The sequence below is a fragment of the Thioclava sp. L04-15 genome (genome assembly GCF_002020275.1).
In the GTDB taxonomy this organism is placed as follows: domain Bacteria; phylum Pseudomonadota; class Alphaproteobacteria; order Rhodobacterales; family Rhodobacteraceae; genus Thioclava; species Thioclava marina.
On sequence record NZ_MPZW01000001.1, the window covers coordinates 790,715 to 806,080 of the forward strand.

The following is a 15,366-nucleotide window of genomic DNA, read 5'->3' on the forward strand; positions in this document are numbered from 1 at the left end:
CAATCCTTATGCACGCGCCCGGGGGCCTTGGGCGTCACGTCTCAGATGGGGCTGCCCTTACAGGAAATGAAGGGGTTTGGGAAGCGAAGAGTCCGCGTCTCAGGCCAACACGGCTGCCCAGGACGCCCGACGCCGCAGCTGATCAAGCATGAATGACAGCAGCAACGTGGCCGGGATCGCGAAAAGCGCGAGCATCAGACCAGACAGCCCCAAAACCTGGCCGAAACCGATCAGCAGCATATGCCCGAGATAAACGAGCATCGAAATTCGCGCGGCCCAGTCTGACAGAGCCGTTTGCGGCAAGCGGAGTTGTAGCAAGACAAATGACAGCCCCGTGCCGAGGACAATCGTCAGATTGTCTGACGCCCAGTCGAACCCCAGCAGCAACATTGCACAAACAGCCCAGGGAAACACCACCAAAGCCCCGCAGCGGAAATAGCAATAGCCCAATCCGATCGGGACGATCCCGTAAAGCCATTGCGCGAAGGGTGGCTGGTTCACCTGCGCGAAAATCAGCGCCAGGGCGGCGCCGGCAATCGGGATCGCCATCACCAAGTGGTTCGATGTGATCACGCGATAGATCTGACCCACAACGAAGGCGAAGGGAAGGAACCACAGATGAAGCTGCGTGCCGGTGAAGAGCATCGAGGGCTCGACCCAATCGAAAGACGGCTCCCCGCGCGCAAGCGAAAGCGCGATCCTCGCCGCTCCATAGATCACGGACCAGACGAGAAACGGCCGCAGAAGCCTGCGCGCACGATCGGCAATGCCCGCACGCGACGGCATTCCAAGAAGCACGAGAAAGAACGCGAGCCCGGCATATGCAATCGAATGACCCGGCGCGTTGGCGTGAAACCACACGATCGCGAAAGCCGCGATCAGTCGCAAGTAATCAATCGTGGCGTTGCGCCCCATTCCTGTCCCGTTCTCATGTCCCCGCAAAAACGATATCGGCGGGGTCAGAACGTTTCAACGCAAAACGCCCGCCTCTTTACGAGGCGGGCGTTGCGTATTCCGACGAACCGGACGGTCTTAGCGACGCAGGCCGAGGCGCTCGATCAGCGACTGGTAGCGTGCCACGTCCTTGGCCTTCAGGTAGTCGAGCAGCTTGCGGCGCTGCGCGACGAGCATCAGAAGACCACGACGCGAGTGGTTGTCTTTCTTGTGCTCTTTGAAGTGCTCGGTCAGGTTGGCGATGCGCTTCGAGAGGATAGCGACCTGAACTTCGGGCGAACCGGTGTCGCCTTCCTTGGTGCCGTATTCCTTGATGAGCGCGTTCTTGTCTTCAACGGTGATCGACATCGGGATCTCCTGTATTAAGGGTTCGGGCACGAGCCGGGATGTCGTCCAGCAAGGTCCATATATCCACCCCGAACGGGGCAGATGCGCGCATATAGACGCGAATCGACGTGATGAAAAGCCTTATTTTGCTGCCTCCGGCAGGGTGGCTCCCGGCAGATCCGACGGGACCATCAAGGTAACATCCTCGGCGCGCAGATCCCCCGCGTTCAGCACCTCGGCCAGCCGCACCCCATCGAGAAGCACAAAGGCCGCGCCGTCATGCGCCTCGGAGGGTTCGATACTGATGGTGGGCTCCGGCGCGCCCGCCGGATCGTAGAGCACCGCAATCCGGTCCTCGCCGGGGGTGTAATCGGCAATCGTCGCGGGTGCCGCGGGATCGATTTGATCGCTCAATGCGAAGAGATCCGCCTCTTCTCCGCCCTCGGCCCAGTCACCCGGGCCCGCCAGAAGCGTATCGGATCCCGTGCCGCCATTGAGCGTATCGGCGTCCATCACTGCCCGATCTGCGCTGCTCCCGATCAAAAGGTCGTCTCCGGCATCGCCGTTGAGTTCATCATCACCGGCACCGCCCAAAAGCGTATCGTCGCCGTCTGCCCCGCAGAGCGTGTCATCCCCTGTCCCGCCCGAGAGCCAATCCGCCCCGGCCCCGCCCAGTAGCCTGTCTGCCCCCGCATCGCCCGAGAGGGTATCCGCCCCGAAACCGCCCGAGAGCACGTCATCGCCTTCGTCTCCGCGCAGCCGATCGTCCCCGTCGCCGCCTTCAAGTGTATCCGCCCCGGCGCCACCGCTCAGATCATCCGCGCCCGAATCTCCGAGAAGGCGATCGTCGCCGCCTTCACCCCAAAGCGTGTCATCGCCTGCATAGCCCGCGATCTGATCCCCGCCGGTGCCGCCCGCAATCTCGTTCGCCGCATCGTCGCCCCAGAGAATGTCATCGCCAACGCTGGCTTCGGGCGAGGCGACCGGATCGGCTCGCATCTCGCCCGCGCTGACGTCCGCGTAACTCTCGGAAGCGACGTCGAGTAGATCGGGTCCCTCGACCTCTAGCCCCTCGTCGTCAGGTTCGTCCGGCTCTGCATCGTCTTCGTCGGGCGTCGAAAACGCGATGAGCCCCGCCGACGCCCCCGCGACGAACAAGCCCAGCAAACCGGACAGAAACAGCATCTTGCTCACCCCCGTGAAAACAGGGCGATTGTAGCGTCGGGAAGCGTTCTTCCCCTAATTCTAAAGAGTTAAATGCTTAACGATCCGTGGCCGGTCACGGCGCGGGCCAAGGCTCGGGCTGATGCTCATAGGCGATATAGAGCGGATGTTTGGGCGCGCCTGCCTTGGTCAGGCCAAGGTGATGCAATTCGCGCCCCGTCGCGCGCAAGAGCCGCTCCACAGCCGCGCCGCGTTCCAGATGCGCGCCATGCGCCCCCCAGGCACAGATAATCCGGTCGCTTGGCCCACCGGCCCAATCGAGGCTCTCGCGGATCGCCGTATCGTTCTCCGGCCCGACCGGATCGGCCTGCGCGCGCATCACCTTCGGGTCGGTGGCGCGATAGGCGAAGATGTTCGTCACACGGAACGCGCCGAAACCGAGCGCCCGGGCGCGGCGTTCGCAACGCTCCACGGTGGGATCGTTCTGCACCTCGGTCGCAGTGGAGGGGTTGAGCATGATGAAAAGCGCGCGCGGCGCTTCGTCATCCCAGACCCGGGTAAGCAGGTAGCGGTAGGCCTCGCAATCGGAATAGACCGCGACGGAGGGGGCGTCGCCCTTGATATGCTCGCGCGTGATCATCGTGCTCGTCGTTCCCTTCCTTGCGCTTCTGGTCGCGTCGGATGCCTCCGGCGGGGATATTTGGACCAAGTCGCGGGGGCGCGTCAAAGATTGAAGACGCGGCTCGGATGCACCTCGCCGGATTTGTAGATGCCCACGGCGAGCGGCTGGCCCTCGAAGCTGACCCAGACCTCATCGCCCCATTCGGCCTCGCCCGGCAGAACCATGCCCGGGTTGCCGTTCTTCAGCCGCACCGCGCCCTCGGGTGTGGCCTTGAGCTGCGGCAAATCTTCCAGGCCCAGCTCCACCGGCAAAAGTTTCGCGTCGAGCTCGAGCGTCTTTGCCAGCTCGTCGATCTGCTCGATCGTCATCCCGTCGCTTGCCTCGAAGGGCCCCGACCATTCGCGGCGCAGCCAGAGTACATGACCGAGACAGCCCAGCTTCTGCCCCAGATCGCGCGCGATGGAACGCACATAGCCACCCTTGCCGCAAACCAGTTCCAGCTCGACCGTATCGGCATCGGGGCGCGCCAGCATCACGAGGCTTTCCACGTAAAGGGGCCGCGCGGCGAGATCCATTTCCTCGCCTGCACGCGCAAGCGCATAGGCGCGCTCGCCATCGACCTTCACGGCGGAGAATTGCGGCGGGACCTGTTCGATATCGCCCTCGAACGCCTTGAGCGCCTCTGCGATCTCGTCATCCGTGGGGCGCAGATCGGAGGTCTGGGTCACCTCGCCCTCGGCATCGTCGGTCTTGGTCGCCGCCCCGAGCCGCACCTGGAACCGGTAGCATTTCAGCGCATCGGTGATGAAAGGCACGGTCTTCGTGGCCTCGCCCAGTGCCACCGCCAGAACCCCCGTCGCTGCGGGATCGAGCGTGCCTGCATGGCCTGCCTTCTTCGCACCCAGCGCCCAGCGCACCTTGTTCACCACCGAGGTCGAGGTGATGCCTGCGGGTTTGTCCACGATGAGCCAGCCGGAAATGTCGCGGCCTTTCTTGCGTGCCATGGGGCCTCCTTCGCGTTCGAGCCGCGCCTGCTAGCCCAAGGGGCGCGCCGCGTCAATCGGCAGGGCTTGGCGGCGCAGGCGAGATCAGCGCCACGATCGGCCCCATCGGCAGCCCCAGATCCTCACGCCCCTGATCGGGGATTGTGAGCCGCGAGACCTTGCCATCGAGGTAAAGCGCGTTCGGCGTCTTCAGGTCATCGCGGAAGAGCCGCGCGAATTCGTGGAAGGTCACGGGCGCATCCGAGATCGCGAAATAGGCGGTCTGGCCGTCCGCCGAAACGCCCACCCCGTTGCGAATATGTTTCGACGTGCCGTCTTCGAGGAACTTCGGATGCAACGCCCCGTCGATCACCAGCATCGGGCCCGATTGGGTCGCGTAATTGCAGCTTGGCGGATCGGCGGCGAAAGCGCGCGATTCCACCACCGAAAACCCTTTGCCGATACAGAACACACCATTCGGCAGCAGCCCGAAATTCCCCGGCCCTTCGGAAGTGACGATCTTGTGCAGCGCCACGCCGCCCTCGATGAACAACCCCACCGGCTTTCTATCGGGATGATACATCCCGGCATTCATCGCGAAGACGATTTGATCGCCTGCGGGGATCACTTCGGAAAGCCGCTCGGGCGTGCCGATCAGATTGCCAACCGCATCATCGAGGAAAAGCCGCAGGTCATCCCCGGCATGGGCCTCGCAGACCGTATAGCGCGTGTCATCAAAGCTCAGATCGCGACAGGGCGTCTGCGCGAAAGCAGGCCCGGCCAGCAGCGCCAGCGCCGCCGCCTTATTCCAGATCGTCGTCATCTTCCTCGCGCGCGGCGATGTCGCGCTGCACAGTCTCGTCGGAAAACAGCCGCCGCGTCTCGTCCAGCCGGTCATAGGTCTCGTCCAGCCGGAACCGCAGGTCGGGGCTGTATTTCGCGGTCATTTCCTTGCCCAGCAGGTGCCGCAACTCGCCCTTGTTGCGCGCCAGCGCCGCGATCAGCTCCTTGGCACCCTGCCCACCCAGCGGCGTGACGTAAGCGGTCGCCACCTTCAGATCGGGCGAACAACGCACCTCGCCCACCGTCACCGAGATCCGGTTGAGATCGGGGTCATGCACATCGCCACGCATCAGGATGTCCGACAGCGTGCGCCGGATCAGTTCGCCCATGCGGAGCTGACGTTGCGAAGGGCCTTCGCCCGAGGAGAAGCGGTTCTTTGCCATGGCGCTCACATAGGGCGTCTGAAGCCCTTGCGCAACTGCGCCTTTGCCAAGCCCGCCTGCACAAGCTAGAGAACGCGCAACTGCGTAAGGAGAGAGACATGAGCGATCTGCCGGGCATCGTGATCACCGGGGCGTCGGGCCGGATGGGCCAGATGCTGATCCGCACCGTGACCGAGAGCGACAAGGCGCGCCTGGTCGGCGCGGTCGAACGTGCGGGCCATGACTGGATCGGTCAGGATCTGGGCACGGCCATGGGCGGCGCGCCCAGCGGCGTGATCGTCACCGACGATCCGCTCGAGGCGTTTTCCGGCGCGCAGGCCGTGATCGACTTCACCGCTCCCGCGGCCACGCGTGAATTCGCGAAACTCGCGGCTCAGGCCCGGCTCACCCATGTGATCGGCACGACCGGTATGGACGAAGATGACATCGCCGCGCTGAAGCCTTGCGCGCGCCACGCGGTGATCGTGCGCGCGGGCAATATGAGCCTCGGGGTGAACCTGCTGACGCAACTGACGAAGAAGGTCGCTCAGGCGCTCGATGCCGATTGGGATATCGAGGTGATCGAGGCGCATCACAACAAAAAGGTCGACGCCCCCTCCGGCACCGCGCTGATGCTGGGCGAGGCCGCCGCCGAAGGCCGGGGCATCGCTCTCTCGGAAAACCGCGAATCGGGCCGCGACGGCATTACCGGCGCGCGCAAGCGCGGGGCGATCGGCTTCTCGGCCATCCGTGGCGGCGATATCGTGGGCGAGCATGACGTGCTTTTCGCCGGCCTTGGCGAGCGCATCATCCTGCGTCATGTCGCGACCGACCGCGCGATCTTCGCACGCGGCGCGCTCAAGGCCGCGCTCTGGGGTCAGGACAAGGCCCCCGGCGAATATGACATGATGGACGTGCTGGGGCTCTGAACCGCGGCCCCTTCCTCTTGGTTCAAATATCCCGGGGGTGAGGCGCATCGCGCCGAGGGGGCGGCGCCCCCTCTCTGTCTGAGAAATGTCGCCATCCGGCGACGGGGGGCAGCGCCCCCCTCTCCGGCCTCTCCGCCGGAACACCGATCAGAAGTCGATCGCGATACCCTTCTTCTCCCAATCGCCGTAGCGCACGGGCTCGGGACCGTCGCGACCGCCAAGCTCGGTCGGCAGCTCCATTTCCTTCGCCTTCTTGCGGCGTTCCTCGGCCTCGGCCAGTGCGCGGATCGCGGCGGGTGGCAGCTCGCGCTTTTCTTCGGGCTGATCGGACATGGCCCTGTCCTTCCTTGTCTGCGGATCGGGGCATGATATAGGCCTGCGCTCAAGCCGCAACAAGCCAGGAAGCCGCAGCCCATGTCCAGACCCGACCCCGCGCGCCGCGCCGCCCTCGGCCTGATTGTCGGCGTTCTCGAGGATCACGAGAGCCTTGCCGAGCAGATCGGTGCGGAGGCGCTCGACGGGTTGGAGCCCGCGCAACGCGCCCGCGCCCAGCGCCTCGCAACGACGACGCTGCGCCATATGGGCCGCGCGGACCGAATCCTCAAACCGCATCTGCGCCGCCGCGCGCCGACCGATGTGATGGCGCTGCTGCGATTGGCGACGGTCGAACTGCTGGAAGAGAAACAGGCCCCGCATGGTGTGGTCGATGCCGCCGTGACGCTGGTGAAATCGGCCGGGCCGAAGGTGCGCAGCTTCTCGGGGCTGGTGAATGCGGTGCTGCGCAAGGTGGCCGAGGAAGGCGACAAATGGGAGGCCACCCCCGCCCCCGAGATGCCCGGCTGGCTGCGCGGCCGGGTGATGTCGGCGTTCGGCAAGAAATCCGCGCAGGCGATGGAGCTGGCGCATCTGGCCGGCGCGCCGCTCGATCTGAGCGCGAAGGAAGATGCGGCAGGCTGGGCGGAACGGCTGGGCGCGGAACTGCTGCCTACCGGCTCGCTGCGCTTGCATGAGGCCGGCAAGGTCTCGGACCTGCCCGGTTTCGAGGACGGCGCATGGTGGGTACAGGACGCGGCGGCGGCCCTGCCCGCGAAGCTGCTCGCTCCCGCAACCGGCGCCAGTGTGCTCGACCTTTGCGCCGCGCCGGGCGGCAAGACGCTGCAACTGGCAAGCGCCAGGGCGGAGGTCACCGCGCTCGATATTTCCGAGGCCCGTCTGGAACGGCTCGCCGAGAACCTCGACCGGATGCAGCTCGAGGCCGAGGTGATCGCAGCCGATGCGCTGGACTGGGCACCCGAGGCACCGTTCGACGCGATCCTGCTCGACGCGCCATGCTCGGCCACCGGCACGATCCGCCGTCACCCCGACCTGCCCTTCATCAAGGACGGCGCCTCGATCAAACCGCTCTTTGCCCTGCAGGAACAGCTCCTCGATCGCGCTCTGCAATGGCTCAAACCCGGCGGCACGCTGGTTTATGCAACCTGCTCGCTTCTGCCCGAAGAGGGCGAGGCACAGATCAAGGCGGCACTCGCGCGTCATCCGGACCTCAGCGTCATTCGCCCCGACCTTCCCGGCATCGAACCCGACTGGATCACCGAGGAAGGCGGCCTGCGCCTGCGGCCCGATTATTGGCCCGAGCGCGGCGGCATGGACGGGTTCTACATGGCGAAGCTGCAACGCTCGGCCTGAACCCGCATCGCAGACGGTGACAGGTCGCGCCTGCGTGAGTAACGTGAGCGCATCCCCCGACAGAAGGGCTTCTCGAGCGGCAACAGGAATGGGCAAGGACACTTCCGGATCGACGGCGAAATTCGGCACGGCGCTCAACCGCCTTGCCGCCGCACGCGCGGGACGCGCCCGCCCCGCCACCGGGTTCGTCAGCCAGCCCGAGCCGCGCACGATCGGCTCCTTCGCCAAGGGGCGGCAGCTCATTCAGGGAAATTTCCTCTTCGCGGGCTTCCTGATCGAAGGCCCCGGCGTGAACATCTGGGATCTGCCGATGCCCGATCCCGCGTTTGAGGAGGCGTTGCAGGGTTGCGGCTGGCTCGATGACCTCGCCGCCGTGGGCGACCGAGAGGCGCGGATCCGCGCGCAGGATTGGGTCTTTGGCTGGATCGACCGCTTCGGCGGCGGCAAGGGTCCGGGCTGGACGCCTGATCTGACCGGGCGGCGGCTGATCCGCTGGATCAACCACGCGATCTTGCTGCTCAACGGGCGCGAGCGCGACGATTCCGACCGGTTCTTCCGTACACTCGGCCAGCAGACGATCTTCCTGTCGAAACGCTGGACCAGCACCGCGCCCGGCCTGCCGCGCTTCGAAGCGCTGACGGGTCTGATCTATGCAGGTCTCGCGCTGACCGGGATGGAGCGCCACGCGGCCCCCGCGATCGAGGCGCTGACAAAGGAATGCGAGGCGCAGATCGACGCCGAGGGCGGCCTTCCGACGCGCTGCCCCGAAGAGCTGCTCGAAGTCCTGACGCTGCTCAATTGGGCGAATGAGGCCCTGATAACCGCGGGACGCACCCCGCCGGGGGCGTTGCGAGACGCAATCTCGCGGATCGCGCCCACCCTGCGCGCGCTGCGCCATTCGGACGGGGCGCTGGCCCGCTTTCACGGTGGCGGGCGCGGGCTCGAGGGGCGGCTTGACGCCGCACTCTCGGCCACCGGCATTCGCGGCGTTCGGCGCGAGCCGATGGCGATGGGCTTCGTGCGCATGCAGGGCGGACGCAGCTCGCTCATCATCGACGCGGCACGACCGCCGCAGGGGCTGGCCTCGGCCAATGCCCATGCCTCGACGCTGGCTTTCGAGCTTACCTCGAGCCGCCGCCCGATGATCGTCAATTGCGGATCGGGCGCGCATTTCGGCCGTGACTGGCATCGCGCGGGCCGCGCCACGGCCAGCCATTCCACGCTTTCGATCTATGGCTATTCCTCCTCCCGTCTCGGACCGGAGCGGCTCTTTGGTCGCGCCCCGCGCGCCTATCTCGACAAGACGCCGAAAGATGTCTGGGCCCGCACCGACGACGCGACCGAGTCGGGCATGATCTTCGGCCATGACGGCTATACCGAGACCCACGGCATGACCCATATCCGTGAGCTCGACCTGAGCACGGACGGACGTGAACTGCGCGGGCGCGACACGCTCGGCGCAATGACACCCCAGGATATCGCCCGCTTCGAGCAGATCTTCGAACGCGAGGGGCTGCGCGGCATCCCCTTCGACATCCGATTCCACCTTCATCCCGATTGCGACGCGACGCTGGACATGGGCGGCACCGCCGTCTCGGTCGCGCTGCGCTCGGGTGAGATCTGGGTTTTCCGTCACGATGGCGTGGCCGATCTGGCGCTGGAGCCTTCGGTCTACCTCGAAAAGGGACGCATTCGCCCCCGCGCGAGCCTGCAAATCGTGCTTTCGAGCAAGGTTCTTGATCGCGCCTGCCAGATTGGCTGGACCTTTTCGCAAGCACGCGATAACCCCTCGGCCATCGTCGCGCCCTGACCTTGGGGCAGATCCCGAGGCTCACAGGGTGCCCCCTGACCTGAGCCTTGCGAGGAGCTGCTGCCCGTGACCCGCCCGATCCCCCTCACCCGTGCGCTGATTTCCGTTTCCGACAAGACCGGACTGGTCGAGTTCGCCCAGGCGCTCGCCGCGCGCGGCGTGGAACTGCTGTCCACCGGCGGCACCGCCAAGACGCTGCGCGAAGCAGGCCTGAGCGTGCGCGACGTGGCGGACGTGACGGGCTTTCCGGAAATGATGGATGGCCGCGTGAAGACGCTGCACCCGAAAGTGCATGGCGGCCTGCTCGCGCTGCGCGACAACGAAGAACATCTCGCCGCGATGGAAGCCCATCAGATCGAGGCGATCGACCTGCTGGTGGTCAACCTCTACCCGTTCGAGGAAACCGTCGCGAAGGGCGCCGATTACGAGACCTGCATCGAGAATATCGACATCGGCGGTCCGGCGATGATCCGGGCTGCGGCGAAGAACCATGCTTTCGTCTCGACCGTGGTGGATGTGGAAGATTACGCCGCCGTGTTGGCCGAGCTTGACGCCAATGACGGCGCGACCTCCTATCCCTTCCGCCAGCGCCTCGCCCAGATCGCCTATGCGCGCACCGCCGCCTATGACGCGGCCGTCTCGACCTGGATGGCGGGCGCCATCGGCGAAGAGACCCCGCGCCGCCGCGCCTTCGCGGGCAAGCTCGCGCAGACGCTGCGCTACGGCGAAAACCCGCACCAGCAGGCGGCCTTCTACCTCGACGGCACGAACCGTCCGGGCGTGGCGACCGCCAAGCAGATTCAGGGCAAGGAACTGAGCTACAACAACATCAACGACACCGATGCCGCGTTTGAACTCGTCTCGGAATTCGGCACCGACAAGCCCGCCGTCGCCATCATCAAACACGCCAACCCCTGCGGCGTGGCGACCGGCGAGACCGTGATCGAGGCCTATAAGCGCGCCTTCGACTGCGACCGCACCTCGGCCTTCGGCGGCATCATCGCACTGAACCAGACCCTCGACGCGGCCACCGCCGAAGAGATCACCAAGATCTTCTCGGAAGTCATCATCGCGCCCGCCGTGGACGAGGCAGCGAAGGAAGTCATCGCGAAGAAGAAAAACGTGCGTCTGCTGGAAACCGGGGGCCTGCCCGACACCACCGCGCCGATCACCACCTACCGTCAGGTCGCGGGTGGCTTCCTCGTGCAGGACAAGGACAATGGCGTGATCACGCTCGACGACCTGAAGGTCGTGACCGAGCGCCAGCCCTCCGAGCAGGAACTCAAAGACCTGCTGTTTGCGTGGAAAGTCGCGAAACACGTCAAGTCGAACGCGATCATCTACGTCAAGGACGGCGCGACCGTCGGCGTGGGCGCAGGCCAGATGAGCCGCGTCGACTCGACCCGGATCGCCGCGCGCAAGGCAGAGGACATGATGGAAGCCTGCGGTCTGGCCGAAACGCCCACCAAGGGCTCGGTCGTGGCCTCGGACGCGTTCTTCCCCTTCGCCGACGGCCTGATCACCGCGGCTGAGGCGGGCGCCACCGCGATCATCCAGCCGGGAGGTTCGATGCGCGATCAGGAAGTGATCGACGCGGCCAACGAGCGCGGCCTCGCGATGGTCTTCACCGGAATGCGCCATTTCCGCCACTGATCTGTCGATTTCTGCGCGTAGCCCGGCGACACCGGGCTGCGCGGAGAATGCAGCGCGGGCAAGGGACAGGACAAACAGAACAATGCGGCTTGCAGCGAAAGTGACGGCGGGGGTGCTGATCCTCGATCAGGTCACCAAATATATCGTGGTGCAGGGGCTCCATCTTGACCGGTTGGGCGCGATCGACGTGATCCCGCCCTTCCTCAATTTCCGCATGGCCTGGAATCGCGGCGTCAATTTCGGCCTGTTCTCGGGTGAGACCGATGCGATGCGCTGGGTGCTGATCCTCGTGGCGCTGGCGATCTCGGCCTGGGTCTGGTTCTGGATCGCGCGCGAACCGCATAGCCGCAAGGTTCATGTCTCGGCGGGGCTTCTCGTCGGAGGCGCCCTTGGCAATGTCGTCGATCGGCTCGTCTATGGCGCGGTGGCCGATTTCCTCAACATGTCGCTGCCGGGCTGGACGAACCCTTATTCGTTCAACGTGGCCGACATCACGATCTTCCTTGGCGCGGTGGGGCTTGTTCTCTTCACCGGCAAGGACAATCGCGCGACCGAGCGCTAGGTTGGTTTTTCGCAGGTGACGCCGCCTTCGTGTTGCGCTAAGACGGGGTCGGAACTGGGAAGGGAGTGGTCCATGCAGGCTCGGATCGGCACGCTCGGAATCGCAATGATGGCGGTTTTGACGCTGGCTGCCTGCGGCAACAACCGCGAGCCCAGCCTGATGAATCTGCGTTCCTCGCATCAGGGGCCGGACGAATTCGGCGTGTTGCCGACGAAGCCGCTCGAGATGCCAAAGGATCTCAGCGCCCTGCCCGCACCCACGCCGGGCGGCAAGAACATCACCGATCCCACCCCCGAAGCCGATGCCGTCGCCGCGCTTGGCGGAAATCCGCGCCGCCTCGACGAGAGCGGGCAGGTTCCCACAGGCGACCGCGCACTGGTCTCGGCCGCGTCGCGCTATGGCAGCCAGGCGGGCATCCGCCAGACCCTCGCCGCCGAGGATTACGAGTGGCGCAAGGATCATGACGGCCGCCTGCTCGAGCGTCTGCTGAGCGTCTCGGTCTATTACAAGGCCTACAAGCCGATGGAGCTCGACCAGTCGGCCGAGCTTGAGCGTTGGCGCCGCCTTGGCATCATCACCCCTGCCGCTCCGCCCTCGGGCGAGGCCCAGCAGGAAGTGAAGTAACACGAAATCCCATCACGAGACCGTCAGCGTGCTTTGCACGGCGCGCGGGAGTGCCTATCTTGCTCGCAACTGTGTCTTGTGAGGAGTTGGGCATTGCGCGCGTTCCTGTTCGCCCTGCTGATGCTGGCAGGTCTGAGCCCGGCAGTCGCCGGTAACGTCTCTACCTTCGAATTGGAGAACGGCCTCAAGGGCGTCGTGATCGAAGATCACCGCGCCCCGGTCGTGGTCCATATGGTCTGGTACAAGGCCGGATCCGCCGATGAAAAGCGCGGGAAATCGGGCATCGCGCATTACCTGGAACACCTGATGTTCAAGGGCACCGACACGATGGCACCGGGCGAGCTGTCGAAGACGGTCGCCGCCAATGGTGGCTCGGACAACGCCTTCACGAGCTACGATTACACCGCCTATTTCCAGCGCATCGCCGCCGACCGTCTGCCGCTGGTGATGAAGATGGAAGCGGACCGGATGCGCAACCTGCGGATCTCTACCGATGACGCGAAGACCGAATTGCAGGTAATCCTCGAAGAACGCGCACAGCGCACCGATTCCAACCCTTCGGCGCTGTTCAACGAGCAAGAGCGCGCCGCCCAGTTCCTCAACTCGCCCTATGGCACGCCGGTAATCGGCTGGCGCAAGGAGATGGAGGGGCTGACGCGGCAGGACGCGCTGAACTGGTATCACGAATATTACGCACCGAATAACGCGGTTCTGGTGGTCGCAGGCGATGTAAAGCCCGATGAGGTGAAGGCGCTGGCCGAAAAGTACTACGGCGCCCTGAAGCCGACCGAAGATCTGCAGCCGCGCGCGCGCCCGCAAGAGCCGCCGCAACGCGCCGCGCGCCACATCACCTTCCGCGATGACCGCGTGGCCCAGCCCTATCTCGTGCGCTCCTATCTCGCCCCCGAGCGCAACCCGGGCGATCAGAAGCGCGCCGCCGCCCTGACCGTGCTGTCGGAAATTCTCGGCGGCAATCAGGCGACCTCGGTGCTTGGCCGCAAGCTGATCTATGGTGACGGCACAGCGATCTATGCCTCGACCTATTACGACGGCATGTCGATCGACCAGACCACCTTCAACATCTCGGTCATGCCGGCGAAGGATGTAAGCCTTCCCGAAGCCGAAAAGGCGCTCGATCATGCGATCGAACAGTTCCTCACCGAAGGGATCGACCCCGATCAGTTCGCCCGGATCAAGACGCAGGTGAAAGCCGCCGAGATCTATTCGCGCGACAACACCCAGGGGCTCGCGCGCCGCTATGGCGAGGCGCTGGCCTCGGGCTTTTCCGTGCAGGATGTCGATGCCTGGCCCGATGTGCTGACCTCGGTCACCGAAGAGGACGTGATGGCCGCCGCCCATGATCTGTTCGAGGCGCGCAACTCGGTCACCGGCTACGCCGAACCCGCGAGCAAGCCGCTCGCCGCTGCGGCCCCGGCCGTCCCGCCCGCCCCCGCGCAGGAGGTCACGCAATGATCCATACCCGTTTCCCGATCGCCGCGCGTCTCGCGATGGCGACCCTTTTCGCGCTGATCCTCGCCCTGCCGGCCCGCGCCATCGAGATCCAGGAGGTGACCTCCCCCGGCGGCATCAAGGCGTGGCTCGTCGAGAATCACGACATCCCCTTCACCGCACTCGACATTGCCTTCAAGGGCGGTGCGAGTCTCGATGCACCCGGCAAGCGCGGCGCGATCAACCTTATGACCGCAACCCTCGAAGAGGGCGCCGGTCAGATGGACAGCCAGCAATTCGCCGAGGCGCAGGAGGCGCTCGCGGCGCAGTTCAGCTTCGACGTCGGGGATGATTCCCTCGAGGTTTCGGCCCGGATGCTGAGCGAAAACCGCGACAAGGCGGTCAGCCTGCTGCGCGAGGCGCTGGTCAATCCGCGCTTCGACCAGACCGCGATCGACCGCGTGCGCCAGCAGGTTCTCGCGATCATCGCCTCGGACAAGCAAGATCCCAACGCCATCGCCGCCGAGACTTTCCGCAAAATCGCCTATGGCGACCACCCCTATGGCAGCTCGCTCAACGGCACCGAGGAGAGCGTGAAGGGGCTGACGCGCGAGGACATGTTCGCGGCCAAGGACCGCGTGATGACGCGCGATCACATGGTGATTTCGGCCGTGGGCGATATTACGCCCGAAGAGCTCGGCCCTATGCTCGACAAGCTCCTGGGGGATCTCCCCGAAACAGGGGCCGAGATGCCGCCCGCCGTCGCACCCGAACTGAAGGGCGGCGTGACGACGGTTGATTTCGACAGCCCGCAATCGGTGGTCATGTTCGGCCAGAAGGGTATCGCGATGAGCGATCCCGATTTCTTCCCGGCCTATGTGCTCAACCAGATCCTCGGCGCTGGCGGTTTTTCGTCGCGGCTGATGGATGAGGTGCGCGAGAAGCGCGGCCTGACCTATGGCATCGCCTCCTACATCGTCGACAAGGACCTCGCGAAGACCTGGCAAGGCAGCTTCGCCTCGGCCAATGAAAAGGTCGCCGAGGCGATCTCCGTGGTGGAAGAGGAATGGCGCAAGGCAGCCACCGGAAAGGTGACCGACAAGGAGCTTGAAGACGCCAAGACCTACCTGAGCGGAGCCTATCCGCTGCGCTTCGACGGCAATGGCACGATCGCGGGGATCCTGACCGGCATGCAGCTCAACGGTATGGATCGCAGCTATATCGACACCCGCAACGACAAGGTGAACGCGGTCACGAAAGAGGATATCGCGCGTGTCGCGGAGCGTATTCTCGACGCGAAAGAGCTGACCTTTGTCGTGGTCGGGCGCCCGCAAGGGCTGAACTGATTTAGTCGGCCAGATTTCGCTGGGGATAGATGGCGCGAATCTCTTTAGATGA

At 65.1% G+C, this 15,366-nt stretch carries 16 protein-coding genes; 8 read left to right on the forward strand and 8 right to left on the reverse strand.

The window, feature by feature from the left end:
- Positions 1-99: 99 nt before the first annotated feature.
- The 7 genes from BMI90_RS03915 to rbfA form a co-directional block, all read right to left on the reverse strand.
- Positions 100-915 carry a hypothetical protein gene (locus BMI90_RS03915; protein ID WP_078526203.1) on the reverse strand — a complete coding sequence of 272 codons (816 nt, stop codon included), beginning with the start codon at positions 913-915 and terminating at the stop codon, positions 100-102.
- 117 nt (positions 916-1,032) lie between these two features.
- Positions 1,033-1,302 (reverse strand): 30S ribosomal protein S15, encoded by a 270-nt coding sequence (rpsO, locus tag BMI90_RS03920; protein ID WP_038075202.1) that lies wholly within the window; start codon positions 1,300-1,302, stop codon positions 1,033-1,035.
- Positions 1,303-1,422: 120 nt separating this feature from the next.
- Positions 1,423-2,466, reverse strand: a complete 1,044-nt coding sequence (locus BMI90_RS03925; RefSeq protein ID WP_078526205.1) for a calcium-binding protein — start codon at positions 2,464-2,466, stop codon at positions 1,423-1,425.
- A gap of 94 nt (positions 2,467-2,560) precedes the next feature.
- On the reverse strand, positions 2,561-3,085 hold the full coding sequence (locus tag BMI90_RS03930; RefSeq protein ID WP_078526207.1) for a DUF1643 domain-containing protein: 525 nt from the start codon (positions 3,083-3,085) through the stop codon (positions 2,561-2,563).
- Between the two features lie 83 nt (positions 3,086-3,168).
- Positions 3,169-4,071: a tRNA pseudouridine(55) synthase TruB gene (gene truB / locus BMI90_RS03935; protein WP_078526209.1), complete on the reverse strand. Its 903-nt coding sequence runs from the start codon at positions 4,069-4,071 to the stop codon at positions 3,169-3,171.
- A 52-nt stretch (positions 4,072-4,123) separates the two neighbouring features.
- A complete protein-coding gene (locus BMI90_RS03940; protein ID WP_078526211.1) occupies positions 4,124-4,873 on the reverse strand; it encodes a phosphodiester glycosidase family protein in 750 nt (249 codons plus the stop codon).
- A complete protein-coding gene (gene rbfA, locus BMI90_RS03945; protein WP_078526213.1) occupies positions 4,854-5,276 on the reverse strand; it encodes a 30S ribosome-binding factor RbfA in 423 nt (140 codons plus the stop codon). Before rbfA ends, BMI90_RS03940 begins: the two co-directional genes overlap by 20 nt.
- Positions 5,277-5,374: 98 nt before the next feature.
- On the opposite strand from rbfA, the gene dapB reads away from it, so the two are divergent.
- A complete protein-coding gene (gene dapB, locus BMI90_RS03950) occupies positions 5,375-6,184 on the forward strand; it encodes a 4-hydroxy-tetrahydrodipicolinate reductase (protein WP_078526215.1) in 810 nt (269 codons plus the stop codon).
- 147 nt (positions 6,185-6,331) lie between these two features.
- On the opposite strand, the gene BMI90_RS03955 is transcribed toward dapB, so the two are convergent.
- A complete protein-coding gene (locus BMI90_RS03955; RefSeq protein WP_078526218.1) occupies positions 6,332-6,517 on the reverse strand; it encodes a DUF1674 domain-containing protein in 186 nt (61 codons plus the stop codon).
- An 81-nt stretch (positions 6,518-6,598) separates the two neighbouring features.
- Between BMI90_RS03955 and BMI90_RS03960 the strand changes: the two genes are divergently transcribed.
- The 7 genes from BMI90_RS03960 (at position 6,599) to BMI90_RS03990 (ending at position 15,314) form a co-directional block, all read left to right on the forward strand.
- Complete coding sequence (locus BMI90_RS03960; protein ID WP_078526220.1) at positions 6,599-7,870, forward strand: transcription antitermination factor NusB; 1,272 nt, start codon at positions 6,599-6,601, stop codon at positions 7,868-7,870.
- Between the two features lie 88 nt (positions 7,871-7,958).
- Complete coding sequence (locus BMI90_RS03965; RefSeq protein ID WP_078526222.1) at positions 7,959-9,680, forward strand: heparinase II/III family protein; 1,722 nt, start codon at positions 7,959-7,961, stop codon at positions 9,678-9,680.
- 66 nt (positions 9,681-9,746) lie between these two features.
- Entirely contained in the window at positions 9,747-11,333 is a 1,587-nt protein-coding gene (purH, locus tag BMI90_RS03970) for a bifunctional phosphoribosylaminoimidazolecarboxamide formyltransferase/IMP cyclohydrolase (protein WP_078526224.1), read from the forward strand.
- A gap of 82 nt (positions 11,334-11,415) precedes the next feature.
- Positions 11,416-11,895 (forward strand): signal peptidase II, encoded by a 480-nt coding sequence (gene lspA / locus BMI90_RS03975; RefSeq protein WP_078526226.1) that lies wholly within the window; start codon positions 11,416-11,418, stop codon positions 11,893-11,895.
- A gap of 72 nt (positions 11,896-11,967) precedes the next feature.
- Entirely contained in the window at positions 11,968-12,519 is a 552-nt protein-coding gene (locus tag BMI90_RS03980; protein WP_078526228.1) for a DUF3035 domain-containing protein, read from the forward strand.
- 120 nt (positions 12,520-12,639) lie between these two features.
- Positions 12,640-13,992 (forward strand): pitrilysin family protein, encoded by a 1,353-nt coding sequence (locus BMI90_RS03985; protein WP_078527220.1) that lies wholly within the window; start codon positions 12,640-12,642, stop codon positions 13,990-13,992.
- On the forward strand, positions 13,989-15,314 hold the full coding sequence (locus BMI90_RS03990; protein ID WP_078526230.1) for a pitrilysin family protein: 1,326 nt from the start codon (positions 13,989-13,991) through the stop codon (positions 15,312-15,314). The genes BMI90_RS03985 and BMI90_RS03990 overlap by 4 nt, the downstream gene beginning before the upstream one ends.
- Positions 15,315-15,366: the final 52 nt, after the last annotated feature.